We start from the raw sequence: 24,064 nt of genomic DNA on the forward strand, positions 1-24,064 counted from the left end.
ATTAATTACATTGACTTCTAAAAAAAGAAAAACTAGAATTTATAAAGGGATCTTCAATTGTTCGCTATCATTTGTATAGGAGGTAAGTTATGTTGGATAGCTTTATTTCTATAAGATGTAGGTTGGCTCTTTATAGTTTTGGTGTTCTTTTTATCTTTTTTTGTACAGTATTTTTGGTGAATCAGAAGGTGTATGCAGAAGATGTACCGTGGACATCAGTTTCAAATGAGGGAGAACGTGTACTTTTTCAAGAACAATCTTTGTATAGTAATGATCGAAGGGGAGAAGATCTTGTTTCACCTTCATTTGAAGGGCGTAAACATGGTGGGGAAGATTGGGGAGCCTTCTTAGAAAATACGAAGTTAAATTATTCACCTAACATTCTTACCTATTCTGTTATAGGAATAGATGATCGAATACGGGTTAATGATACAACTTCATATCCGTATAGTGCTGTAGTCCATATAGCAACTCAGTATAATAGTGGAGAAATTTATGGATGTACAGGAGCACTAATTAGTAAAGATACAGTGCTGACAGCTGGACATTGTATTTACAATAAAGAAATTGGTGGATGGGCGACAAATATTATTGTAACTCCAGGACGTAATGGAGGACAAGCACCGTATTTACCTTATAAAGGAACAAAACTTTACTCGGTAAGTGGATGGACTGATAACGAAAATTCAAATTATGATTATGGAACGATTAAATTAAATGGGTCTCCAGGAGATTATACGGGTTGGATTGGATATAGAACTACCTATGTAGAATCACCAAAAGGTTTACTTGCGGTGATTCCTGGATATCCAGCTGATAAAATAGGAAATGAACGTTACACAATGTGGAGAGATTATGGTCCAATTGAAGGTGTTAATCCTAGCAGACTAACATACAAGATTGATACTTATGAAGGGCAAAGTGGATCACCTGTATATCATTATTTTGATACAGGTATCAAAATAATAGCCATTCATACAAGAGGAAATAAAAATATGAATTTTGGAAATCGGATAACAGACAATGTGTTTAATAATATTAAAAGATGGTCTGAATAAATATAGTAAATCCATTTGGATTCATTTTCTTAGATTGTGGTATTTAAGAATTTTAAGCGAAATATATTCAACTTCAAGTGAAACTATTGAGTTTGGAAATTTAAATGTAGGTGTAGTTCAGTTATCTAAAACAAGTATTCCCTCATACTACACCATCTTTAGGTATTGATGTAATAGTAAAGAAAGTTATAGAACAGAACTATATGAAAAAGAACTTGGAAATATCTAAGTTCTTTTTTGTTTCAAATTTGTGAAAGAAAGACATATTGATTGAAATTAAATTTTTCATACTCTATTATATACCTATACAGGTATAGGTTTTTGTGTGATACATGAAAAAATTAAATAATAAATAACATGGAGGTTTGAAATATGTCCAGAAAGATAGTTGTAGTAGGCGGAGTTGCTGGCGGGGCATCAGTAGCTGCAAGGCTTCGTCGTTTAAGTGAAGAAGATGAAATTATTATGGTGGAGCGCGGTGAATATATTTCATTTGCAAATTGTGGCTTACCATACTATATTGGCGGTGTTATTACAGAAAGACAAAAGTTATTAGTACAAACTGTTGAAAGAATGTCAAAGCGCTTTAATCTAGATATACGTGTATTGAGTGAAGTTGTAAAGATTAATAAAGAAGAGAAAACAATTACGATAAAGAATGTAACTACAGATGAAACATATAACGAGGAATATGATGTTTTGATTCTTTCACCAGGGGCGAAACCAATTGTTCCACCTATTCCGGGCATTGAAGAAGCGAAGGCGTTGTTTACGTTACGAAATGTACCTGATACAGATCGTATAAAAGCGTATATTGATGAGAAGAAACCACGTCATGCGACGGTTATTGGTGGAGGATTTATTGGAGTGGAAATGGTTGAGAATTTAAGAGAACGAGGAATTGATGTTACTCTTGTAGAGATGGCGAATCAAGTAATGCCACCAATCGATTATGAAATGGCAGCATACGTACATGAACATATGAGAAATCACAATGTTGAGCTTGTTTTAGAAGACGGTGTAGATGCGTTAGAAGAGCACGGGACTGTTGTACGTTTAAAAAGTGGTTCAATCATAAAGACAGATATGATTATTTTAGCAATTGGTGTGCAACCAGAGAGTAGTTTAGCGAAGGATGCAGGGTTAGCACTAGGAGTTAAAGGAACGATAAAGGTAGATGAGCGTTTTCAAACGTCGGACCCGCACATATATGCAATTGGTGATGCGATTGAAGTGAAAGATTTTGTTACAGAAACAGAAACGATGATTCCTTTAGCGTGGCCAGCTAATCGTCAAGGTCGCATGTTAGCAGATATTATTCATGGCCATACAGATTCTTTATATAAAGGTACGATGGGAACTTCTGTGGCTAAAGTTTTTGATTTAACAGTTGCTGCGACGGGCGTAAATGAGAAAATATTAAAACGATTAAATATACCCTATGAGGTAGTACATGTGCAGGCGAATTCGCATGCGGGATATTATCCGAATGCTACGCCAGTGCTAATAAAATTAATTTTTAATAAAGAAAGCGGAAAAATTTATGGAGCGCAGGCGTTAGGGCGTGACGGTGTAGATAAGCGTATTGATGTTATCGCAACGGCAATGAAGGCAAACTTAACTGTAATCGATTTGCCGGATTTAGAATTATCATATGCCCCGCCCTATTCTTCTGCAAAAGACCCAGTAAACATGGTGGGGTATGCGGCAAGTAATATAGTAGATGGTTTTGTGGACACAGTGCAATGGCATGAAATAGATCGTATTGTTGACAATGGTGGATATCTTATAGATGTTCGGGAGCCGAATGAACTAAAACAAGGAATGATTAAAGGCTCTATTAATATTCCGTTAGATGAATTACGTGATCGATTGGATGAAGTGCCAATGGACAAAGAAATATATATCACTTGCCAACTTGGTATGAGAGGGTATGTTGCAGCGCGCATGTTAATGGAAAAAGGATATAAGGTAAAGAACTTAGATGGTGGCTTTAAATTATACGGAACAGTAGTACCAGAACGTGTTGTATATTAATATTTTTTCATCTTCCACTTCAAAATTTGGTGGAAGATGAAAGCCTATATACTAAGGTTTCACTTCTTGTTTTGTGAACATATAAGATAAATATTAAAAATAGGGGTTTACAAAATACCCTATAGGGTATAATATATTGTCATAGGTTATAAATAGTGACATAATGGTAATGAGGTGATTATAGAATGGAATATAATCAAGATATGAAAAATAGATTGAAACGTATTGAAGGTCAAGTTCGTGGTGTACTTCGTATGATGGAAGAAGGAAAAGATTGCCGAGAGGTTATTACACAGTTAACGGCATCTCGTTCTGCACTTGATCGTACAATTGGACTTGTTGTTGGGACAAATTTAGAGCAATGTTTGCGTGAACAGTTTGAAAGTGGTAATGGTTCAAATGAAGAGTTAATTAAAGAAGCTGTTCAATTACTTGTAAAAAGCCGATAATCTGTCAGACATAATTGTTGACAGATTTTCAAAAACATTTTAATATACCCCTACAGGTATATGTATATAAGTTGTGGAGGAATCAATTATGAGTATAAAAGTGGATATGAGTTTAGATTGTAAAGGGTTGGCTTGTCCGATGCCGATTGTGAAAACGAAGAAGGCGATGGAAGGATTGACGTCAGGGCAAGTGATTGAAGTTCAGGCAACAGATAAAGGATCTACTGTAGATATACAAAGTTGGGCGAGTAAAGTAGGTCATCAATATATAGGGACGAAACAAGAAGGTGATGTATTGATGCATTACGTTAGAAAAGCAAATGAGCATGAAATGAATGAAATAGTGAAATATCCTCATACAATTACGAATGCTGAATTGGAAGAGATAGTATTAAGTGGTGAAGAGTGTATTATAGTAGATGTTCGTGAAGCGGCGGAATTCGCTTTTGGTCATATTCCATCGGCTATTTCAGTTCCATTAGGCGAACTTGGTAGTGCGGAATTAGATCAGACGAAGCAAATTTACGTCGTTTGTCGAACTGGTAACCGTAGTGATGTAGCTTGTCACATGTTGAAAGAGAAAGGTTATGCAAATGTGAAAAATGTCATCCCAGGCATGTTAGAGTGGAAAGGGAATGTGGAAAAATAAAATTTTTTAAATAAAAATATACCTACGGGGGTAATGAGATGAATGTTAAAGCATTACAAGCAAAAGATGTTGCAGAGAAAGTTTTATTCGGAGAGTTGTTTATTTTAGATGTTCGTAATGAGGCGGATTATGAAGGTTGGAAAATTGAAGGAAAAGAAGTTACTTCAATGAATGTGCCGTACTTTGATTTATTAGAGGGTGTAGATCATATTGTCAGTGAACTACCTAAAGATAAAGATGTTTTAGTAGTATGTGCAAAAGAAGGGTCTTCTATATTTGTAGCAGAGCAATTAACAGAGGCTGGATTGGAAAATATTTACTATTTATCTGGTGGTATGAAGACTTGGAGTGAATATGTAAAGCCTATAAAAGTGGGAGATTTAAAAGATGGCGGAAGTATGTATCAGTTTAACCGTCTTGGAAAAGGTTGCTTATCATATATGGTTATTTCAAACGGTGAAGCAGCAGTTATTGATGCAGTAAGAACAGTTGAAGCGTACGAAGAGTTTGCGAAAGAGCATGGCGTTACGATTACGAATGTAATGGATACACATTTACATGCAGACCATATTTCTGGCGGACGTAAGTTAGCGGAAAAAGTAGGTGGTACGTATTGGTTACCGCCAAAAGATGCAGAGGAAGTGGTGTTCTCATATAAACCACTTGTTGAAGGATCTGTTATTACGGTGGGGGGTACTAAAATTGAAATTGATGCATTATACTCACCGGGGCATACGATTGGAAGTACGTCATTTATTGTAGATGATTCCTATTTATTATCAGGTGATATTTTATTTGTAGATTCAATTGGGCGTCCAGACCTTGCTGGGAAAGCTGAAGATTGGGTAAGTGATTTACGTACTACTTTGTATAGCAGATATAAAGAACTATCTCAAAACTTAGTTGTGTTACCGGCTCATTATTCAAAAATAAGTGAAATGGACGAGAGTGGTATCGTTAGTGCTAAATTAAAAGATTTATTTGCGTATAATGCAGGGTTAAATATTGAGGATGAGGGAGAGTTTCGTAAAGTTGTAACGGAGAATTTACCACCTCAACCGAATGCATATCAAGAAATTCGTCAAACAAATATGGGGCGATTAAATCCAAGTCAAGACGAAGAGCGTGAAATGGAGATTGGTCCAAACCGTTGTGCTGTTCATAATTAATTCGATTTCAAATGTAATAAAAATAGGAGGTATATAAGATGAAAGTGAAAGAAGTATTAGATGTAAAAGGATTAGCATGTCCAATGCCAATTGTAAAAACAAAGAAAGCAATGGAAGCATTACAATCAGGAGAAGTGTTAGAAGTACACTTAACAGATAAAGGTGCGATTAAAGATATTCCAGCATGGTCACAAAAAGGCGGTCATGAAGTGTTAAAACACACGGAAGAATCTGGTGAATTAAAGTTCTGGATCAAGAAAGCATAGCGGTTCAATAATAAGTGGAAGATTACATCCTCTGCTTATTATTGAAAGTAAAGAGGATAATCATATATGTCTTATATAGTTATATCTCTAATAGTATCGATGCTAGGAAGTTTAGTAAAACGTTACATTCCGGTTTTAAATGTTGCATATATTTCGTTAGAACAAGTAAGGAAAATGGAAAGTGTTGTTGTAGATGTACGCAATTATACAGAGAGTCACAGTGATAACACTTCTAGAATTATGTGTATACCGTATGCGTATTTAAAACGGTATTATCATGAAATACCAAATAAGCCTTTGCATCTTATTGTTCATAATAAAGTGGATCGGAATTTAAGTGTTCGTTTTTTAAGAAAGAAAGGGTTCCATATTCAAAGCTATAGTATATATTTGGACGGGAAAAAGGCATAGAAGGAGTTTAAATAGTTTTATGGATGTAAAGACAATATTGAATGTAATCTTAATTGTACTTGTATCGTGGTTTATTATTTCTCGCTTCTTACCAGTTAGAGGAGTAAAAAATATTTCAGGAAAAGATTTAAAACGTATGATGGGGCAAAAGAATAAACAATTTATCGATGTACGTACAGTAGGTGAGTATAGAGGGAATCATATGAAAGGGTTTCAAAATATCCCACTAAATGAGTTAGCGAGTAAGGCAAATCAGTTAGATAAAAATAAGGAAGTAATTGTTATTTGTCAGAGCGGGATGAGAAGTAAGCAAGCAGCAAAGGTATTAAAGAAATTAGGATTTCAGCACGTTATCAATGTTTCAGGCGGTATGAATGGTTTGTGAGGAGGGAATTTAAAATGAAAGAAATGACAGTAAAAGAATTGGAAGAAAAATTGTTACGTAAAGAAGCAGTAAATATCGTGGACGTACGTGAAGTAGAAGAAGTAGCCGAAGGGAAAATTCCAGAAGCGTGTAATATTCCACTAGGACTATTAGAGTTTCGTATGCATGAGTTGGATAAAAAGAAAGAGTATATTATCGTTTGTCGTTCTGGCGGAAGAAGTGCACGAGCAGTTCAGTTTTTAGAGAGCTACGGTTTTCAAGCAATTAATATGGTAGGTGGTATGTTAGCATGGGAAGGTAAAGTCGTATAGTACAGAGATACATGATTTGAGCCTTTTTATAAATGATAAAATACCCCTATAGGTAATCGGAGGGAGAACAACATGGAACAACAGAAGAAAACAACAATCGTTTTATTTAGCGGAGATTATGATAAAGCAATGGCTGCTTATATTATTGCAAATGGTGCAGCGGCGTATGATCAAGAGGTAACTATTTTTCATACTTTTTGGGGATTAAATGCTTTAAGGAAAGATGAGCATGTGAAGGTAAAGAAAACTTTTATAGAAAAAGTGTTTGGAAAAATGATGCCACGCGGTGCGGATAAGATGGGATTATCAAAAATGAATTTTGCAGGTATGGGACCAAAGATGATTAAAGGTATTATGAAAAAACATAATGCGATGCCTTTACCAGATTTAATCGATTTGGCGAAAGAACAGGGGATTAAACTTGTCGCTTGTCAAATGACAGTAGATTTATTAGGGTTAAAAGAGGAAGAGATTATGGAAGGGGTAGAGTTTGCAGGAGTAGGAGCTTATTTAGCAGATGCTTCGGATGGGAATGTAAACTTATTCATTTAATTCATCTTCTTTCTAGAAGGGAGGGGATGTAAGATGAGCTTAGTCGTATTACTTTTTATAATTGGATTTATAGGATCGTTTATATCAGGAATGGTTGGAATTGGCGGTGCGATTATTAATTATCCGATGATCTTATACATTCCGGTATTGCTGGGATTTTCTGGCTATACATCACATGAAGTGAGCGGTATTACAGCGGTACAAGTATTCTTTGCAACTTTTGCAGGCGCTTGGGCATACCGGAAAAGTAATGACATGAATAAAACGTTAGTTATGTATATGGGAGCTAGTATATTAATAGGAAGCTTCATAGGGAGTTTCGGTGCTAACATATTAGAGGAACATACAGTCAATGTTGTTTATGCAGCATTAGCTACAATTGCAGCTATTATGATGTTTGTACCGAAACAAAATAATAGTGGAGATGTGAAGTATAATAAATGGTTAGCAAGCTTGTTAGCGTTCGTTGTAGGGGGAGCTTCAGGCATTATAGGAGCTGGAGGTTCGTTCCTTTTAGTTCCCATTATGCTAGTTATTTTAAAATTACCACTGCGCATGACGATCGCAACATCTATCGCTATTACGTTTATTTCCTCAATAGGGATTACTACAGGAAAAATGGTTACTGGGCAAGTAGTTATCATTCCAGCTCTAATTATTGCGGTTGCCAGTATATTTGCTGCGCCACTTGGAGCACGAGTCGGGAAGAGGCTAAATCAAAAAGTACTGCAATATGTATTGTCCACTTTAATTGTAGGCACTGCTGTTAAAATGTGGATCGATATGATATCAAAATAAAAGGATGGTGCTGCTTACAGCCCATCCTTTTATTTATTGCCCGTAAACCTAACGGATTATAGTTTTACTTTATGTCCAAATAACTTTCATTAAGTTTTTATATTCGTCATTTGCTAATTTATATAGCATTCTCGTATGTTCAAAGACAAGTGCTGGATTAAAGTTTGGTTCTGAGAATGCAAGAGATGTTGAAATATCAATTGCATTTTGCTTATTTAATGTGAATTTTGCAAAGCGATAAGATGTATTTAATTCATTGATGACATGTAAAATATCATTTGTTGATGTTGCATCAGGCACGTGAGCAACATTGAAGCAGTATATATCCACCGTAGGATGTTCGTTTTGGAAAGCAGCGATAAGTTGAATCTTTGCGCCAGCTTCAGTCTCTAATCCTACTGAAAAATGAACAGAGCCATCATTTTCATCTATATTTTCTTCCATGTATATATCGTTAGATTTTAAGTAGTCTTTAAAATCTGAGATGTTATGTTTTACTGCAGCTTTCATATGTATGAGCCCCCTGATAATTGGAATAGATTGCTACTATTTATTATAATTTAAAAATATTAAAAAAGATAGTTAGAAAGTTCTGATTTTTATATTTGGAAGAATATAAAGAAGCGGTTCTCTACCTCCATAGAGAACCGCTTCTATATTATTCATTGTCATTAGACGATGTTTCTGTATCTTCACTGCTATTTTTGTTCTTATTTTTCACTTCATTGTTATTTGATTCACGTTCACTTGAATTTTCAGACTTAGATTCTTTTGTCTTTTTCGAATCAGAGTTTGAGTCAGACTTTGTATATGCAGGTAGCCCAAGATGAGTACGAAGTTCATTTGTAACATTAGCTAATTCTTTTTTATCTGGATTGTAGTAGTAAGTTCGACCACCACCAGCAGATTTGCTACAAGTATCGTCACCTTTTGCCATGTAGCAATCATCACCTTGGATTTGTAATTTCTCAATTTCCGAATCCGATCCATATTTATAGAATGAAAGCATATCATCAAATGTTAAGTTTGTAACGAATTGTCCGTTAATATCATCAATGATGTTGCCAACTTTTGTTACAGAACCAACACTTGTTAGTTTCTTTAAAATAGCCTCGATAACGAGTTGTTGACGTTGTCCACGCATTGCATCACTATCGATGTGCCTTGTTCTAGCAAGAGCAAGAGCTTCTTCGCCATTTAGCTTTTGAACACCTTTTTCTAGATGAATAGCCTCAGCATTATCATTGCTATCTTGCTCAGTAAATTCAACTGGTACATCAACTTCAACACCGCCCAAGTCATCGACGATTTTTATAAATGATTTAAAGTTGAATTTTACAAAATAATCGACAGGAACATTCATTAATTTTTCAACTGCATCAATGCTTGCTTGTGGTCCACCATTTTTTCCGTTTTTAGCAGAACCGAATGCATGAGCGTGTGTAATTTTATCTTTTTTCTTTTCTATTGGAATATAAGTATATGTGTCACGTGGGATACTTAATAGTTTAACAGTTTTGCTATCTTTATTAAATGTTGCAAGTAAAAGCGCGTCTGTTCTTATAGCTTCACCATATTCTTTTCCACGGACATCGCTTTCATCGACACCCATTATTAAAACAGAGACATTGTTTGTAATAGGTTTTACAGCCTTATCACGTAAATCAGATTTATCACCGCGTGCTAAATCGTGTGCGGCATTTCGAACAGCAGAAGATGCTTTATTTACTAAAAACCAAGTATAACCGCCGCCTATTAATAAAACGAATAGTATAGCGCTTATAATAATTTTTATTTTTTTCTTATTTTTTTTCGGTTTATTGCGTGTATTTTCTTGCAAAGATGGGTTTTGCTCCATTTCCTGTACTCCTTCATTTGGATTGAAATACGACACTCATATCCACTTATTATAATGAAATTTAGCGAAAAAAAACATTACAAAACATTTACATTTCGTAAAAATTCAATATATTTATAAAAAGTCAGATTTTCTATATATTATTTGTCAGATGTAGAATAAGTATAAGGGCTTTTAGTAGAAATGAAAATATATATTATGAGAAAGTGATAGGGAAGTAAGATTTGTTGAAATATAGCCAAGAAGAAATGAGTAAGCTTACTTATTTCTTCTATATAATAAAGAAGAATTTGACGGATAAAGGAGAGAGCATAATGAATCATACATCATTCCGAGCAATCGTTGTGAACGAAAAGGAAAATCATCAGTTTGTAAGAAAAGTTGTTGAGAGAGAAGTAAGTAGTTTACCTGAGGGAGACGTATTCATACAAGTTCATTATTCTTCATTAAATTATAAAGATGCTCTTTCAGCTACTGGTAATAAAGGTGTTACGAGAACATATCCTCATACGCCAGGAATTGATGCTGCAGGAGTAGTTGTGAGTAGTGAAGATGCTACCATTAAAGCAGGAGATCAAGTTATTGTAACGGGATATGACTTAGGTATGAATACCTCTGGTGGTTTCGGAGAATATATTCGCGTGCCATCATCTTGGGTCGTGCCTTTACCAGAAGGAATGTCATTAAAGGAAAGTATGATGTATGGGACAGCAGGTTTTACTGCGGCGTTGTCGGTATATAAGCTTATTGGGGCAGGAATCAAGCCTAATATGGGAGATGTTTTAGTAACGGGTGCTACAGGCGGCGTAGGCAGTGTAGCTGTTAGTATATTAAGTAAGTTAGGGTTTAACGTAGTAGGAGCGACAGGAAAAATGGAAGAGAAAGATATGCTACTACGTCTAGGAGCGAAAAAAGTGATTCATCGCGCGGAATTGAATGATGAATCAGGAAGACCGATGTTAAAAGGGATATACGCCGGAGTTATTGATACTGTAGGTGGACGTATGTTAGAAACAGCTTTAAAAACAGTAAAGTATGGTGGTTGTGTAACGACATGCGGTAATGTGGCAGGCCAGGAATTACAAACAACGGTATATCCGTTTATTTTACGAGGCATAAGCCTTTTAGGGATAGATTCTGTGCAATGTCCAGCAGATGTGAGAAGTGATGTGTGGACGCTCTTAGCAAATGAATGGAGTAATAAAGAGTTAAGATCTTATACAGGAGAATGTACATTAGAAGAATTAGAGGAGAAGTTTACACTTATATTGCAAGGAAAGTTAAAAGGAAGAACAGTTGTTAAAATATAATAAGAAAGAGACGCTTACGTTAGCGTCTCTTTCTTATTATAATGATTGTTTTAAATTGATTTTTCCTTGTTCGCCTAAAACACCGTCAGCGATATTTACAGCGTGATCGCCAATGCGCTCTAAGTTACTTACCATATCGACGAAGATGATACTTGCATCACCTGAACAGCTGCGTTCGTTTAGACGTAATACGTGACGTTTACGAAGAACACGTTCCATTTGGTCGATTTTGCGTTCTTTAGCAATAACAGTTTGAGCTAGTTCAGTATCGAAGTTTGTTAAAGCTTCAACTGAGTCTTGTAGTGTTGAAATTGTTAATTCCAGCATTTCATTTAATTCAGCTAGTGCTTCGTCTGATAGTGAAACACGGTTTGAAATTTGGAAATCTACAAGTTCTACAAGGTTTTCTACATGATCACCGACACGTTCAATATCTCCAACAACACCTGCTAAAACGGAATGTTTTTCAGAATCCGTAGGCGAAAGCGGCTTTTCTGATAGTAAAACTAAATACTCGGTAATTTTTTTATCTAAATTGTTAATAGCTCCTTCTAATTGAGTAGCCATGTCAGCGTGTTTTTTGTCTTGTGTATTTAAAAATTGGTTTGCTTCTTTTAATCCATGTAATGAAAACTCAGCCATACGGATAATTTCTTTTTGAGCTTCTGTTAAAGCGATAGCTGGAGATTGCTCAATAAAAATTGGGTTTAAATGCTGCGGTTTGAAATCAATAGCAGAATCTTCGCCGCGAATAAGTTTTGTTACAATCCATGCTAATACAGCGATAAATGGGAATTGAATAACTGCATTTGTTACGTTAAATGTTCCGTGTGCAAATGCAATTGTCATTTCTGGATTTAAGTTTAATGATGTTTGGAAATATTGAATTAAGCTTGTAAATGGTACTAATAAAATCGTAAATATAATTGTACCGACGATATTAAAGATAACGTGAACTAATGCTGCACGTCTTGCGGCAATAGAAGTACCGATTGCTGCTAATACAGCTGTAATTGTTGTACCGATGTTATCACCGAATAATACAGGAAGGGCAGCTTGTAAATCGATTGCACCTTGACCGAATAGTTCTTGTAAAATACCGATAGTTGCACTTGAACTTTGTACAATTAAAGTAAAGACTGTACCGACAACAACTCCTAAAATTGGATTATCACTCATATTAACCGTTAATTCTTGGAAGGATTCTAAAGAGCGAAGAGGTTTCATACCTGTGCTCATTAATTCCAAACCGAAGAATAACATACCAAAGCCGAATATAACTTGACCTACAGAATGTACTTTTTTATTTTTAAAGAAGAATAATAAGATAGCTCCAACTGCCATAATTGGGAGAGCGTATTCTCCGATTTTAATTCCGATAATAAATGCAGTAACTGTCGTACCGATGTTTGCACCCATAATAACACCGATTGCTTGTCTTAATGTCATAAATCCTGCACTTACAAGTCCGACTGTTAAAGCGGTTGTTCCTGAACTGGATTGGATTAATACCGTAACTAACATACCTGCTAGTACACCCATGAGTGGGTTTGTTGTAAAACGATCTAGAATATCACGAAGACGATCTCCAGCTGCTTGTTGCAGTCCATCGCCCATGTATTTAATCCCGAATAAGAAAATACCTAATCCACCAATGAACTGGAAGATCATATCTTGAACATTATATTCCACGCATTCCACTCCTTAAATTTCATGTACGATGTAATTATTAACTGAACCTTGAGTCACTGTAAACGGTTTGCTAGTAAAATTTACACTAAATTTACAAAGGGTAGAAAAGTTTACAATACCTTAAAGAAACAGCTGTATTTTATTGGTTTTCATCATGTGTAAATCTTAATTTTGTAAAAAAATCACACTCTTTAGAATAGTGTTTTTCATTTGAATATCAAGGAAAGCGTCTGCGAGTTCATCGTATATTTTTTGATGAAAGTTAAAAAAATATGTAGGAAAATGCATGTAGTTTTATAACAGCAAAACGAGGGGAAATAATTCTTTTAACACGATAAAAAAGCCACTGAATTATCCAGCAGCTTTTTCCGTGTTTTTATCGCCATGCTTTTGTTTTCTTATGCTTGTAATGTAAATGAAGAGAAAAGCAATAAGTAATAGAGAGGAGTAACGATATACAGTTGCATAGTTTGTAAAATGAGCAATAAATCCAAATATAATCGCTCCAGCGCCGATTCCAAGGTCAAATGCGGAGAAGAATGTAGCCGTTGCTACGCCGCGTCGATGCGGTGCTACGCGGTCAATCATCCATGCTTGTAGTGCAGGTTGGATCGCTCCAAAACCACTTCCGTAACATGCTGCAGCAATAATTAAGCTCGGAATTGTCGTCGTATACGACAATAAAATAATGCCTGTAAAAGTTATAATAACTCCCGGAATGATGACGAATGTATGGCCTTTCGCATCATATAGCTTTCCAGAGAATGGACGAGTTACAGCGATTGCTAGTGCGTTACATAAAAAGAAGAGACTAATATCAGCTATGCCGACTTCTGTAGCAAATAGAGTGATAAAACTTCCGATTCCTCCGTACATTAATGTAATACATAATATTAATAATGAAGGAAGTAAAGCTTTACGCTCAATAAATCCATCGAGAAAAGTACTAGATGATTGTTGTGGAGGCTGTTTCGATTTTTGGATTTGAAGTAGTTTCGTTAATATTAATGAAACAATTGTGCACGATAATGCACATAAAAAAAGAATTGTGAAGTTATATGTTTGCATAAGCCATAGTCCGATAAGTGGACCGAGGGCCATTGCAATTGTTCCAGAAAGGCCAAAATATCCCATGCCTTCTCCGCGGCGAGCTGAGGGAATTAAATCAGAAACGACAGTTCCATATGTAGTCGTTGTAATACCGAAACCAGCTCCGTGTAAAATACGAACAGCAAGCAAGAGAAAGATAGTTGAGGCGAAAAGGTAACTGCCCATAGCGAGTAAACAGATAGCAGTGCCGATCATTAAAATGATTTTTTTATTGAATTTTTGCAAGGCGTTCCCAGTTAGCGGTCTAACAAAAAGTGCCGCAACGGTAAACATGCCGACAACAAATCCGATATTGGAACTTGTGCCACCAATTTCTTTCACATAAACAGGTAAGGTTGGAATTAACATTTGAAACCCTAAAAACATACATAAGTTTGCAAAAATTAAAGCAACAAACTCTTTTGTCCATAACGGTTCTCGTTTTACGAGTATTGCTTCTCCCATATATTCATCCCCTATATAAAATTTTCTCTTTTCTTTCGAGTATATGTATTGGTCAATGCAACAGTCAAGGAAGGTGTCTTGAAAACGGATAACAATTTTTAAGATGAAAAACTGACAAATTTGTGTAAAAGCTACACAACTATGAAAAAAAGATGTAAAGTATAGATGTATAGACTTGTAGGTGTTAAGAATGATAGAAATTGTTTTTTCTTTAAAGAAAGCGGATTCAAAAGAGTAGTGAACAAGAAGGGGATATATACTTTTTTACTACATATATTTGAAAAGGTTTACAATATGATGAAGAAAGAGGCGTGTACATATGAGACGATTAGGTATTTCTATTTATCCAGAACATTCAACAGTAGAGAAAGATAAGGAGTATTTAACATTAGCAAGTAAATATGGATTTACACGTGTGTTCACATGTTTATTATCTGTGGATGGAGAAAAAGAGAAAATTATAGAAGAATTTAAAGAAACGATCTCTCATGCGAATGCATTAGGGTTCCAAGTATTAGTTGATATTAGTCCATCTGTTTTTGAACAATTAGGTATTTCGTATAATGATTTATCATTCTTCCATGAATTAGGTGCGTACGGTATTCGTTTAGATGTTGGTTTCTCAGGATTAGAAGAATCAATTATGACTTATAATCCGTATGGTTTGAAAATTGAGATTAATATGAGTAATGGTACGAAGTATGTAGATAACATTATGAGTCATAGACCAAATCGTGAAAATTTAATTGGTTGTCATAATTTTTATCCGCATCGTTATTCAGGATTATCATACGATCATTTCATTAAATGCTCGAAACAATTTAAAGATTACGGTATGAGAACGGCAGCTTTTATTTCATCATTTGATGCAACATACGGACCTTGGCCAGTAACAGAAGGGTTATGTACATTAGAGCAGCATCGTGAATTACCGATGACAACACAGGCGAAGCATTTATTCGCGACTGAATTAATTGATGATGTTATTATTGCAAACGCATATGCGTCAGAAGAAGAATTACAAGCACTAGGTGCATTAAATAAAGAGAAACAAACATTTGATATAGAAATATATGATACAACGACAGAACTAGAAAGAATTATCGTATTAGACGAACCACATTTTTATCGCGGAGATGTATCTGAATATATGATTCGTTCTACACAAAGTCGTGTGAAATATAAAAAAGAAGAATTTAAACCTCATAATACGCGCGAAATTAAGCGTGGAGATTTATTAATTGATAATGAACAATATGGCCAGTATAAAGGCGAATTACAAATTGCATTAAAAGATATGGTGAATACAGGAAAAACAAATGTAGTTGGTCGAATTGTAGAAGAAGAGATTTTCTTACTAGACTATTTACAAGCATGGGATAAATTCGGATTTACATTAAAGAAATAGAGAGAATATAAAGGGGAAAAACTACTGATTTCAGCAGCTTTTCCCCCTTTATATATAAAGAGCGAGAGGAAGAGCTATGACAAAGGTGCATCAGCGATTAATTTCTATTTTAGAGGAATTTTTAGAAGAGAAATCGATGTTAAATCGAGCTTTTTTAGCAGGCCGTTTACATGTATCAACGAAGACGATTCAAAAGGATATAAAATTATTAAATGATATATTGGAAGAAAACGGAGCGAAAATCGAATCGCAAAGAGGGAATGGGTACGAATTAGAAATTATACAAAAGAAGAAATTTGAAGACTTTTGTGTGAGTCTATTTCAAAAACAGACGGAAAAGATCCCAACTTCTTATGAAGAAAGAATAGCGTACATTCTGCAGCGTGTTTTAATGACAGAGGGATATGTGAAGCTTTCAGAATTAGCGGAAGAGATGTATGTGAGCAAATCAACGGTCAATTTAATTATGAAAGATGTTACAGATATATGTGGTTGCTATGAATTACAAATTGAGAAGAGACCGTATTATGGTATACGTATTGTTGGAGAGGAATTTAATATTCGTTCTTGTTTATCACAATATGGTTTACCGCGTTATGATCATACTCCGTTTCATGAGCAATTTGAGCAGACGGAGACATATTTATCGCTACCTCATATATCACTCATTCGTTCAATTATATTAAAGTATATTGAAGGCGGAACAATATATTTATCTGATATAGAAATTGATAATTTAGTCATTCATATTGCAATCGCATTAAAGCGTTGTCAAAGTCAACATTATATGAAAGGACTGCATGCGGAGCAATCAGAACTTATACTAAAGAAAGAATATACAATTGCGAAGCAGATTTTAGGAGATTTAGAGAAAGAGTTGAAATTTTCATTTCCAGAAGAAGAAGTATTATATGTGACGATGCATTTATTAAGTACTGCTGTTACAACGAGAGATCGCTATGAAAATGTAGAAGAGCTATTAGGGAAAGATATATATGCATTTATGCAACATATTCTTTTTAAAGTAGCGGAAGAACGGAATCTTATTTTTTATTATGATGAAGAATTATTATTTGGATTTGGTATTCATTTAAAAACGTTATTAAATCGTTTGAAGTATAAGTTAAATACGAGAAATCCTCTTTTGGCAGAAGTGAAAAAGAATTATCCGTATGCTTTTGAAATTGCGGTTCTTGTTGGAGATATCATTGGTGAATATACGGGTGAATCGATCCCTGAAAGTGAAATTGGTTATATTGCAATTCACTTCGGCGGAGCGATGAGCCGTTTGCAGGAGCAAAATCAAAAGAAAAGATGCTTATTAGTTTGTGCGACTGGTCAAGGAAGTGCACAACTATTAAAATATAAAATTTTATCACAGTTCCGAGATAAATTAGAGATTGTAGGTATTACAGGCTATTATCAATTGAAAGTAGAAGATCTTTATAAAGAAAAAATAGATTGTATTATTAGTACGATTCATATACCGAGTGGCTTGCCTGTTCCAGTTATAAAAGTGAATTCAATATTTGATGATAAAGAGATTAAATCGATTGGTCAGCGGTTGTTTACGCATGTGAATACTAGTGTGCAGCCTTATATTAAGGAAGATTTAATCTTTTTAAATCATAATGCTTCTACGAAAGAGGATGTTATTCAGTTTTTATGTGAGAAAGCTGCTGAGAAACGCTATGTACCAGAAAACTTTTATGCTTCTGTTATAGAAAGAGAAAATACGTCTCCGACAGCGGTTGGGAATTCAGTTGCAATCCCGCATCCGATGCAGTTATTAAGTGAGGAAACTTTTCTGATGTTTTGCACACTTGAAAAGGCTGTTGATTGGGGAGATAAAAAAGTACAAGTAATTATTTTATTTAGTGTAAAGCGCAATAATAATGAAGATTTGCAAAGGCTTTATGATTTTTTATATGATATTATGTCTAGTCAAACTACGATAGAGAAACTTACTCAGACCGAGGTAATTGAAGATTTTCAAGAGATTTTATTATCATTTTGAAAAAGTATATAAAAACTTCCGTTACATAACGGAAGTTTTTTATGTTTAATTGTATGCGTTTTCATAATAAGATAAAAATATAGAAAACATATAGCTTGGGGGAATTTAAAATGGCTGATATGCAAACTCCATTTGCGTTAATTTTACATGGTGGCAATGCGAGAAGCGCGGCGCTTGAAGCAATTGCTTTTGCAAGACAAGGAGATTTCGGGAATGCCGGTGAAAAGATGAAACTTGCTAGTGAGGAAATTTCAGCAGCGCACCGTATTCAAACGGATTTAATTCAAGAAGAGGCAAGAGGAAATCATGCAGAAATTAGTTTACTGTTAGTGCACGCACAAGATCATTTAATGAATGCAATTACAGTGAAAGAACTGGCTGAAGAATTTATTGCTCTTCATAAACGAGTAGAAGAGAAAGTGACCGTATAAGATGTACATTTTATTATGTTGTGCAGCAGGTATGTCAACGAGTATGGTCGTAAGAAAAATGCAAGAAGAGGCAAAGAAACAGGGGAAGAATTATAAAATTAAGGCGGTTGATTCAGAACTTGTGAAACTTGAAATAAAGGAAGCAGATGTCGTTTTAATCGGTCCACAAGTGAAATATTTATTTCCAGCTGTAGAGTTTCTTGCGAACTCATACAACATACCAGTTGCGATTATAGACCAACGAGATTATGGTATGTGTGATGGTTTGAAAGTGCTTAAGCAAGCAGAACAATTAGTTTTAGCATAATTATATCTTTTTAAATATAAACATTATAATGTTATAAAGTTTATTTCATTCTTTTATAGTAGAGAGAAAGAGGAGGGCTATTGATGAATGGGTTTATGAGTTTTATGGAACAAAAGATTATGCCAACAACGCAAAAGATTGCAGGACAACGACATTTATTAGCAATTCGAAACGGGGTTATTTCTACATTACCGTTAACGATCGTCGGATCATTTTTCGTTATCTTTTTAAATTTACCAATTGATGCATATATGGAATGGATTGCACCGTTTCGCCATATTTTAGATATTCCATTTCGATTTACAGTAGGACTAATGGCATTATACGCAGCGTTTGGTGTAGGGGCTTCGCTCGCGAACTTTTATCAGCTCAATCAGTTAAGTGCAGGGTTATTATCTGTACTCGCCTTTTTACTAGCATCAGTTGAACCAATTCAAATTACGAAAGCTGTACCAGGTGTTATTGATGCAGGTAGATATATTTCAGTAGGAACATTAAGTGCAACGTCTTTATTTGGCGCAATTGTTACAGCATTAATTGCAGTAGAAATTTATCATTTTATGATTAAGCATAATATCTCGATTAAATTACCAGATAGTGTACCACCAGCAGTTTCAAATTCGTTTGCAGCATTAATTCCAACATTAGCAGTTATTCTTTTATTCTGGGGCATTCGCTACGGTTTGAAATTCGATGTAAATACAACAATTACATATTTAATCGCACCATTAAAATCAGTATTAGTAGGAAATAATTTATTCGGTGGTTTATTAACAGTATTCTTAATCGTGTTTTTCTGGTCATTCGGTATACATGGACCAGCGATTTTAGGACCAATTATTCGTCCGATGTGGGATTCAGCAATTCTTGAAAATATGGAAGTATTCACGGCTACAGGAAATGCACATCAGTTACCAAACTTATTTACAGAGCAGTTCATTCAATGGTTCGTATGGATTGGCGGATCAGGCTCAACGTTAGCTTTAGTTATTATGTTTATGTTCTCTAAATCTAAGTTCTTAAAAGAGTTAGGTAGATTATCATTCGTGCCAGGCTTATTCAATATTAACGAACCAATTATTTTCGGTGCACCAATTGTAATGAACCCAATCTTAATTATTCCGTTCGTTATTACACCGTTAGTGACAACGACAGTATCATATTTCGCAGTTGTTTCAGGTATGATTCCACTTATGATGGCGAAACTGCCATTTACGATGTTAGCACCAATTGCAGCGGTGATTAGTACGGACTGGACAATTATGGCTGGTGTACTTGTACTTGTTAACTTTGTTATCTCGTTCGTTATTTACTATCCATTCTTCAAAATGTATGAGAAACAACAATTAGCAGGAGAGGAGAAAACAGAATGCTCGGAGCAATTATCATCTTAATTACATTCGTGGTCGGACAGTGTATTGCCCATTATTCGAAATGGGTACAAAGTAAATCTTTATTAGTGTTACTATTAGTATCAGTTTTATTTATCGGTTGTTCAATGGGTGCATATGTAATGTTAGGATTGCAATCACCGTACGTAATTATTGTACCGACAATTTTATGTGCAACGTGTTTATCTGCAAAATATAGATTTACGAGCATGGCATTAATACAACGTGTGAAGGAGATGCAAAAGCATGGAGCGTAAATTAGGAATTTCACTTTACCCAGAACATTCAACGAAAGAAAAAGATATGGCTTATATTTCCGCAGCGGCACGACACGGTTTTTCAAGAATATTTACTTGTTTGTTATCTGTGAATCGTCCGAAAGAAGAAATTGTAGCTGAATTTAAAGAGATTATCAATCACGCAAAAGATAACAATATGGAAGTTATTTTAGATGTAGCTCCGGCTGTGTTTGATCAGCTTGGTATTAGTTATAGCGATTTATCATTCTTCGCGGAGTTAGGCGCAGACGGTATTCGTTTAGATGTAGGCTTCGACGGGTTAACTGAAGCGAAAATGACGAATAATCCGTACGGTTTAAAAATTGAGTTAAATGTAAGTAACGATATTGCGTACTTAGAAAATATTCTTTCGCATCAAGCGAATAAATCAGCTTTAATTGGTTGCCATAATTTTTATCCGCAAAAATTCACTGGTCTTCCGTACGATTATTTCATTCGCTGTAGTGAACGCTTTAAAAAGCATGGTATTCGCAGTGCAGCTTTTATTACATCACATGCCGCAAACATCGGTCCATGGGATATTAACGACGGATTATGTACGTTAGAAGAGCATCGTAATTTACCAATTGAAGTACAAGCGAAGCATTTATGGGCAACAGGGCTAATCGATGATGTCATTATCGGAAATGCTTATGCGAGTGAGGAAGAGTTAGAGAAACTAGGAAACTTAAATCGCTACATGTTACAGCTAAAGGTACACTTTGTAGACGAAGCGACTGAAGTAGAAAAGAGAGCCACGCTGCAAGAATTACATGTAAGGCGCGGTGACATAACAGAATATATGGTACGTTCTACAGAAGTGCGTAAAAAGTACAAAGACTATGACTTCCCAGTGCGCGAAAGTGTGCTGCAGGAAAGAGGGCAAGTTGTAGTTGGAAACAATTCATTTGGTAAGTATAAAGGTGAACTGCAAATCATTCTGAAAGAAATGCCGATAGATGAACGGAAAAATATCGTCGGTACAATTGCGGAAGAGGAGTTATTCTTACTAGATTATGTAGGAGCTTGGACGCAGTTTACTTGTGTGGAATAGGGAAGAGAAGGAGAGGATGCTGTGGCATTCTCTTTTTTCTGTTGATATAGTAGTCTATCGTATATAGAATGCAAAGAGATAGATTTGATTTTGACGGGAGCGAAGGAGATGGAAGAGTATATAGATGGTTTATTAAGGCGGATGGCTGATGAAGATACAGAGGTTAGGCATCGTGCTTATGATGAAGCAAAAGAGCTAGATGACCTATTAACGTTTCCTTATTTACAGCAGAAGGTAACCAAAGCAAAAAAAATAGCAATGAAGAAAGATATGTATTATGTAATGACGAAACTTGCTATTAATACGAAAGAGATCAGTATTGCTGATTATCTTATAGATTGTTTGGAATGTGAACAAAACCCGACTTTGTTAAGTGAACTGCTTAGTAATATTTATACACTGCCAGAAGTAAGTGATACAAATAAAATTATTCCGTATATTTACCATAAAAACGATAGTGTTCGTTTTTGGGCAGTTTCTTCCTTAAAGTTATGTAAATCATTAGAAGCGGAGAGTGCTTTACTAAAGTTGCTGGATACTCAAGAAAATAAAGATGAGATTACAAATATTTGTTATACCTTGCTTGAGATTGGAACAAATCAATCGATTCTGCCGTTAACAAAGCTTTTATATAGTAATAGTGCCTATGTTCGTTCAACTGTTATTGAGGTGTTAGCAAAAATAGGGGGATCGGACTTACAAATAGTTTATATTGAAGCTTTACAGGATAGAAATGTGATGGTGAAATATGAAGCTGTTCGAGCTATTTATACGTATGGCGACGAAATGGCAATGAGACCAATTTGCGAACGTGTGAATAAAATTGTTGCTAGAAGACGGAAAAATGAAGCAGAGCCTACGGATGAAGTAGAGATTATCATTGCTCTTCGTTTCTTACATAAGTTTGCTAATCATGAAGAAGTTTTAAAGATATTTGATAAAGTGTATAAAAAACGTGGAAACTTGTTTGTGTCGGAGAGGAAGTGGCTTCGAGACAATATTACTTACTTTCAAGAGAAAGAAAGAATGTAAGAATCATAAAAAAAGAGCCAGCCTCAACGATGAGACTGACTCTTTTTTACTAACTAGTTTAATACTTTAACTGTAACTGTTTTACGTCCCCAGCTACTTGATGTACCTTTATCTGGCATTAAAACGTCGATTTTATTACCTTTAATAGCTCCACCAGTATCACCAGCGATTGCTACTCCGTAACCTTCAACCCATACTTTTGAACCTAATGGAATTACACTTGGATCAACTGCAATAAGTTTCATGTTTGGATTAGCTGTTAAGTTATGACCTAAAGCTGATTTTACTTGGTCGCCTGCTTTATAACCATTTTCAAGTGGATCTGCTGTGTAAGCTGTTGCTACAACACGTAACTCACGAGAAGATGATGGTGCACTTGTTTCAGTTTCTTTTGCAACAGGTTGTTGTGTAGCTGGTTTTTGAGCTTTAGCAGCTTCACGAGCTTTAGCTGCTTCTTGAGCTTTAGCAGCTTCACGAGCTTCAGCTGCTTCTTGAGCCTTAGCTTCTTGAGCTTTGGCTGCTTCTTGAGCCTTAGCCGCTGCTTGAGCTTCAGCATCTGCTTGAGCTTTAGCTGCTTCACGAGCTTTAGCCGCCTCTTGAGCTTTAACTTCTGCTTGAGCTTCAGCATCTGCCTGAGCTTTAGCTGCTTCTTGAGCCTTAGCAGCTTCACGAGCTTTAGCTGCTTCTTGAGCTTTAACTTCTGCTTGAGCTTCAGCTGCTTCGCGAGCTTTAGTTGCTTCTTGAGCTTTAGCTTTTGCTTGAGTTTCAGCTACTTCCTGAGCTTTAGCAGCTTCACGAACTTTAGCTGTATCTTGAACTGTAGTCGTTTTTTCAACTTTAGCTACTGGTTGAACTTTAACTGGTGCTTTACCTGTTAAGTAAGGAACATGAACATAAGCTGTTTTTCCGTTATATTCAAATTGAATCCAATCATTTTGTACTTGGTGTGTTGTTTCAATTATATCATCTTTTTTCAACTTACCAAGAATCTCTGAGTCTGTGTTTGCTCCAGCACGTACGTTTAATACGTTTGCTGTTACGTAGTAAGTGTCTTTTGTATAGTCAGCGCTTATGAAAGCTTCTTTACCGCTATTCAATTGAACTTTTGACCAACCATTTTCTGTATGTAAAACATTTACTTTATATCCATCTAATAATTTTCCTACAACTTTTGATTCAGTAGTTGGGTTTTCTCGTACGTTTAGTACGTCAGTCGTTACGATTGTTTCTGCTTTAGCAGATGTTGTGAAAATCCCAAGACCAAAAACCGCTGCTGTTGCTATACCCATAAATTTTTTCATAATAGCCTCCATTGCATTTGTTTTCGTTGACCTCATTATAGCAACCATTATTTTCTTATTTGCGAAAAACATAAAATTACAAAGCTTTCGTAACGGGGCATTAATATTCTGTAACAATTCCATAAATATCCTGATAGCGCTTCCTTGTTGTTTTTTGGCGTATCAGGGCATATGAAACACAAAATGAGTAGTATTTCAATTACTGTAACGTTAATAATATTACAGTAATATTTCTAGGTGATATCTATAGCGTTACGGAAGTAGCATATTTTACTGTTTGAATGGAAAATTAGTTATAAAACGATAATCTTTTTAGGCGTGAAAATATATAAATGAGGTGAAATTT

General features: G+C 35.3%; 25 protein-coding genes. 20 read left to right on the forward strand and 5 right to left on the reverse strand.

The window, feature by feature from the left end; translation table 11 throughout:
- Positions 1 to 89: 89 nt before the first annotated feature.
- From NST27_RS03960 to NST27_RS04010, 11 genes are all read left to right on the forward strand, one after another.
- Positions 90 to 1,058 carry a trypsin-like serine peptidase gene (locus NST27_RS03960; protein WP_000887278.1) on the forward strand — a complete coding sequence of 323 codons (969 nt, stop codon included), beginning with the start codon at positions 90 to 92 and terminating at the stop codon, positions 1,056 to 1,058.
- Between the two features lie 372 nt (positions 1,059 to 1,430).
- Positions 1,431 to 3,095 (forward strand): CoA-disulfide reductase, encoded by a 1,665-nt coding sequence (gene cdr, locus NST27_RS03965; protein ID WP_000087583.1) that lies wholly within the window; start codon positions 1,431 to 1,433, stop codon positions 3,093 to 3,095.
- Between the two features lie 185 nt (positions 3,096 to 3,280).
- Complete coding sequence (locus tag NST27_RS03970) at positions 3,281 to 3,544, forward strand: metal-sensitive transcriptional regulator (protein ID WP_000456206.1); 264 nt, start codon at positions 3,281 to 3,283, stop codon at positions 3,542 to 3,544.
- 88 nt (positions 3,545 to 3,632) lie between these two features.
- Complete coding sequence (locus NST27_RS03975) at positions 3,633 to 4,193, forward strand: sulfurtransferase TusA family protein (protein ID WP_000023990.1); 561 nt, start codon at positions 3,633 to 3,635, stop codon at positions 4,191 to 4,193.
- 38 nt (positions 4,194 to 4,231) lie between these two features.
- On the forward strand, positions 4,232 to 5,362 hold the full coding sequence (locus tag NST27_RS03980; RefSeq protein WP_001101017.1) for an MBL fold metallo-hydrolase: 1,131 nt from the start codon (positions 4,232 to 4,234) through the stop codon (positions 5,360 to 5,362).
- 38 nt (positions 5,363 to 5,400) lie between these two features.
- The gene (locus NST27_RS03985; RefSeq protein WP_000864996.1) at positions 5,401 to 5,628 is read left to right on the forward strand and encodes a sulfurtransferase TusA family protein; all 228 of its coding nucleotides are present in this window, start codon (positions 5,401 to 5,403) and stop codon (positions 5,626 to 5,628) included.
- Positions 5,629 to 5,694: 66 nt separating this feature from the next.
- Positions 5,695 to 6,039: a hypothetical protein gene (locus tag NST27_RS03990; RefSeq protein WP_000120509.1), complete on the forward strand. Its 345-nt coding sequence runs from the start codon at positions 5,695 to 5,697 to the stop codon at positions 6,037 to 6,039.
- Positions 6,040 to 6,058: 19 nt separating this feature from the next.
- Complete coding sequence (locus NST27_RS03995; RefSeq protein ID WP_000382694.1) at positions 6,059 to 6,424, forward strand: rhodanese-like domain-containing protein; 366 nt, start codon at positions 6,059 to 6,061, stop codon at positions 6,422 to 6,424.
- A 14-nt stretch (positions 6,425 to 6,438) separates the two neighbouring features.
- On the forward strand, positions 6,439 to 6,735 hold the full coding sequence (locus NST27_RS04000; protein WP_000661816.1) for a rhodanese-like domain-containing protein: 297 nt from the start codon (positions 6,439 to 6,441) through the stop codon (positions 6,733 to 6,735).
- Between the two features lie 72 nt (positions 6,736 to 6,807).
- Entirely contained in the window at positions 6,808 to 7,287 is a 480-nt protein-coding gene (locus NST27_RS04005; protein ID WP_000437728.1) for a DsrE/DsrF/DrsH-like family protein, read from the forward strand.
- Positions 7,288 to 7,320: 33 nt separating this feature from the next.
- Positions 7,321 to 8,085, forward strand: a complete 765-nt coding sequence (locus NST27_RS04010; RefSeq protein ID WP_000060715.1) for a sulfite exporter TauE/SafE family protein — start codon at positions 7,321 to 7,323, stop codon at positions 8,083 to 8,085.
- 69 nt (positions 8,086 to 8,154) lie between these two features.
- Here the strand turns inward: NST27_RS04010 and NST27_RS04015 are convergent, their stop codons facing one another.
- Both NST27_RS04015 and NST27_RS04020 read right to left on the reverse strand, forming a co-directional pair.
- Positions 8,155 to 8,595, reverse strand: coding sequence for a hypothetical protein (locus NST27_RS04015; RefSeq protein WP_000642363.1), 441 nt, complete (start codon positions 8,593 to 8,595; stop codon positions 8,155 to 8,157).
- A gap of 148 nt (positions 8,596 to 8,743) precedes the next feature.
- Complete coding sequence (locus tag NST27_RS04020; protein ID WP_000437392.1) at positions 8,744 to 9,943, reverse strand: LCP family protein; 1,200 nt, start codon at positions 9,941 to 9,943, stop codon at positions 8,744 to 8,746.
- A 314-nt stretch (positions 9,944 to 10,257) separates the two neighbouring features.
- Between NST27_RS04020 and NST27_RS04025 the strand changes: the two genes are divergently transcribed.
- Entirely contained in the window at positions 10,258 to 11,253 is a 996-nt protein-coding gene (locus NST27_RS04025) for a YhdH/YhfP family quinone oxidoreductase (RefSeq protein ID WP_001016957.1), read from the forward strand.
- Positions 11,254 to 11,289: 36 nt separating this feature from the next.
- On the opposite strand, the gene NST27_RS04030 is transcribed toward NST27_RS04025, so the two are convergent.
- A complete protein-coding gene (locus tag NST27_RS04030; protein ID WP_047385650.1) occupies positions 11,290 to 12,945 on the reverse strand; it encodes a Na/Pi cotransporter family protein in 1,656 nt (551 codons plus the stop codon).
- Between the two features lie 351 nt (positions 12,946 to 13,296).
- On the reverse strand, positions 13,297 to 14,499 hold the full coding sequence (locus tag NST27_RS04035) for an MFS transporter (protein ID WP_000503237.1): 1,203 nt from the start codon (positions 14,497 to 14,499) through the stop codon (positions 13,297 to 13,299).
- A 319-nt stretch (positions 14,500 to 14,818) separates the two neighbouring features.
- Between NST27_RS04035 and NST27_RS04040 the strand changes: the two genes are divergently transcribed.
- The 8 genes from NST27_RS04040 to NST27_RS04075 all read left to right on the forward strand — a co-directional run bounded on the left by NST27_RS04040 (position 14,819) and on the right by NST27_RS04075 (position 22,417).
- A complete protein-coding gene (locus NST27_RS04040; RefSeq protein WP_001253348.1) occupies positions 14,819 to 15,907 on the forward strand; it encodes a DUF871 domain-containing protein in 1,089 nt (362 codons plus the stop codon).
- Positions 15,908 to 15,983: 76 nt separating this feature from the next.
- The gene (locus NST27_RS04045; protein WP_000169790.1) at positions 15,984 to 17,924 is read left to right on the forward strand and encodes a BglG family transcription antiterminator; all 1,941 of its coding nucleotides are present in this window, start codon (positions 15,984 to 15,986) and stop codon (positions 17,922 to 17,924) included.
- A gap of 110 nt (positions 17,925 to 18,034) precedes the next feature.
- Positions 18,035 to 18,355 carry a PTS lactose/cellobiose transporter subunit IIA gene (locus tag NST27_RS04050; RefSeq protein ID WP_000774631.1) on the forward strand — a complete coding sequence of 107 codons (321 nt, stop codon included), beginning with the start codon at positions 18,035 to 18,037 and terminating at the stop codon, positions 18,353 to 18,355.
- A 1-nt stretch (position 18,356) separates the two neighbouring features.
- On the forward strand, positions 18,357 to 18,662 hold the full coding sequence (locus NST27_RS04055) for a PTS sugar transporter subunit IIB (RefSeq protein WP_000275642.1): 306 nt from the start codon (positions 18,357 to 18,359) through the stop codon (positions 18,660 to 18,662).
- Positions 18,663 to 18,745: 83 nt separating this feature from the next.
- The gene (locus NST27_RS04060; RefSeq protein WP_001013053.1) at positions 18,746 to 20,056 is read left to right on the forward strand and encodes a PTS sugar transporter subunit IIC; all 1,311 of its coding nucleotides are present in this window, start codon (positions 18,746 to 18,748) and stop codon (positions 20,054 to 20,056) included.
- Positions 20,032 to 20,310 carry a hypothetical protein gene (locus NST27_RS04065; RefSeq protein WP_000900048.1) on the forward strand — a complete coding sequence of 93 codons (279 nt, stop codon included), beginning with the start codon at positions 20,032 to 20,034 and terminating at the stop codon, positions 20,308 to 20,310. Before NST27_RS04060 ends, NST27_RS04065 begins: the two co-directional genes overlap by 25 nt.
- The gene (locus tag NST27_RS04070; RefSeq protein ID WP_000440049.1) at positions 20,300 to 21,385 is read left to right on the forward strand and encodes a DUF871 domain-containing protein; all 1,086 of its coding nucleotides are present in this window, start codon (positions 20,300 to 20,302) and stop codon (positions 21,383 to 21,385) included. The genes NST27_RS04065 and NST27_RS04070 overlap by 11 nt, the downstream gene beginning before the upstream one ends.
- A gap of 108 nt (positions 21,386 to 21,493) precedes the next feature.
- Positions 21,494 to 22,417: a HEAT repeat domain-containing protein gene (locus NST27_RS04075; RefSeq protein WP_000393387.1), complete on the forward strand. Its 924-nt coding sequence runs from the start codon at positions 21,494 to 21,496 to the stop codon at positions 22,415 to 22,417.
- Positions 22,418 to 22,470: 53 nt separating this feature from the next.
- On the opposite strand, the gene entC is transcribed toward NST27_RS04075, so the two are convergent.
- On the reverse strand, positions 22,471 to 23,841 hold the full coding sequence (gene entC, locus NST27_RS04080) for a cell wall-binding protein EntC (protein ID WP_000421959.1): 1,371 nt from the start codon (positions 23,839 to 23,841) through the stop codon (positions 22,471 to 22,473).
- Between the last annotated feature and the right edge of the window lie 223 nt (positions 23,842 to 24,064).

It is taken from the genome of Bacillus sp. FSL W8-0770 (assembly GCF_038008705.1).
Classification (GTDB): Bacteria; Bacillota; Bacilli; order Bacillales; family Bacillaceae_G; genus Bacillus_A; species Bacillus_A cereus.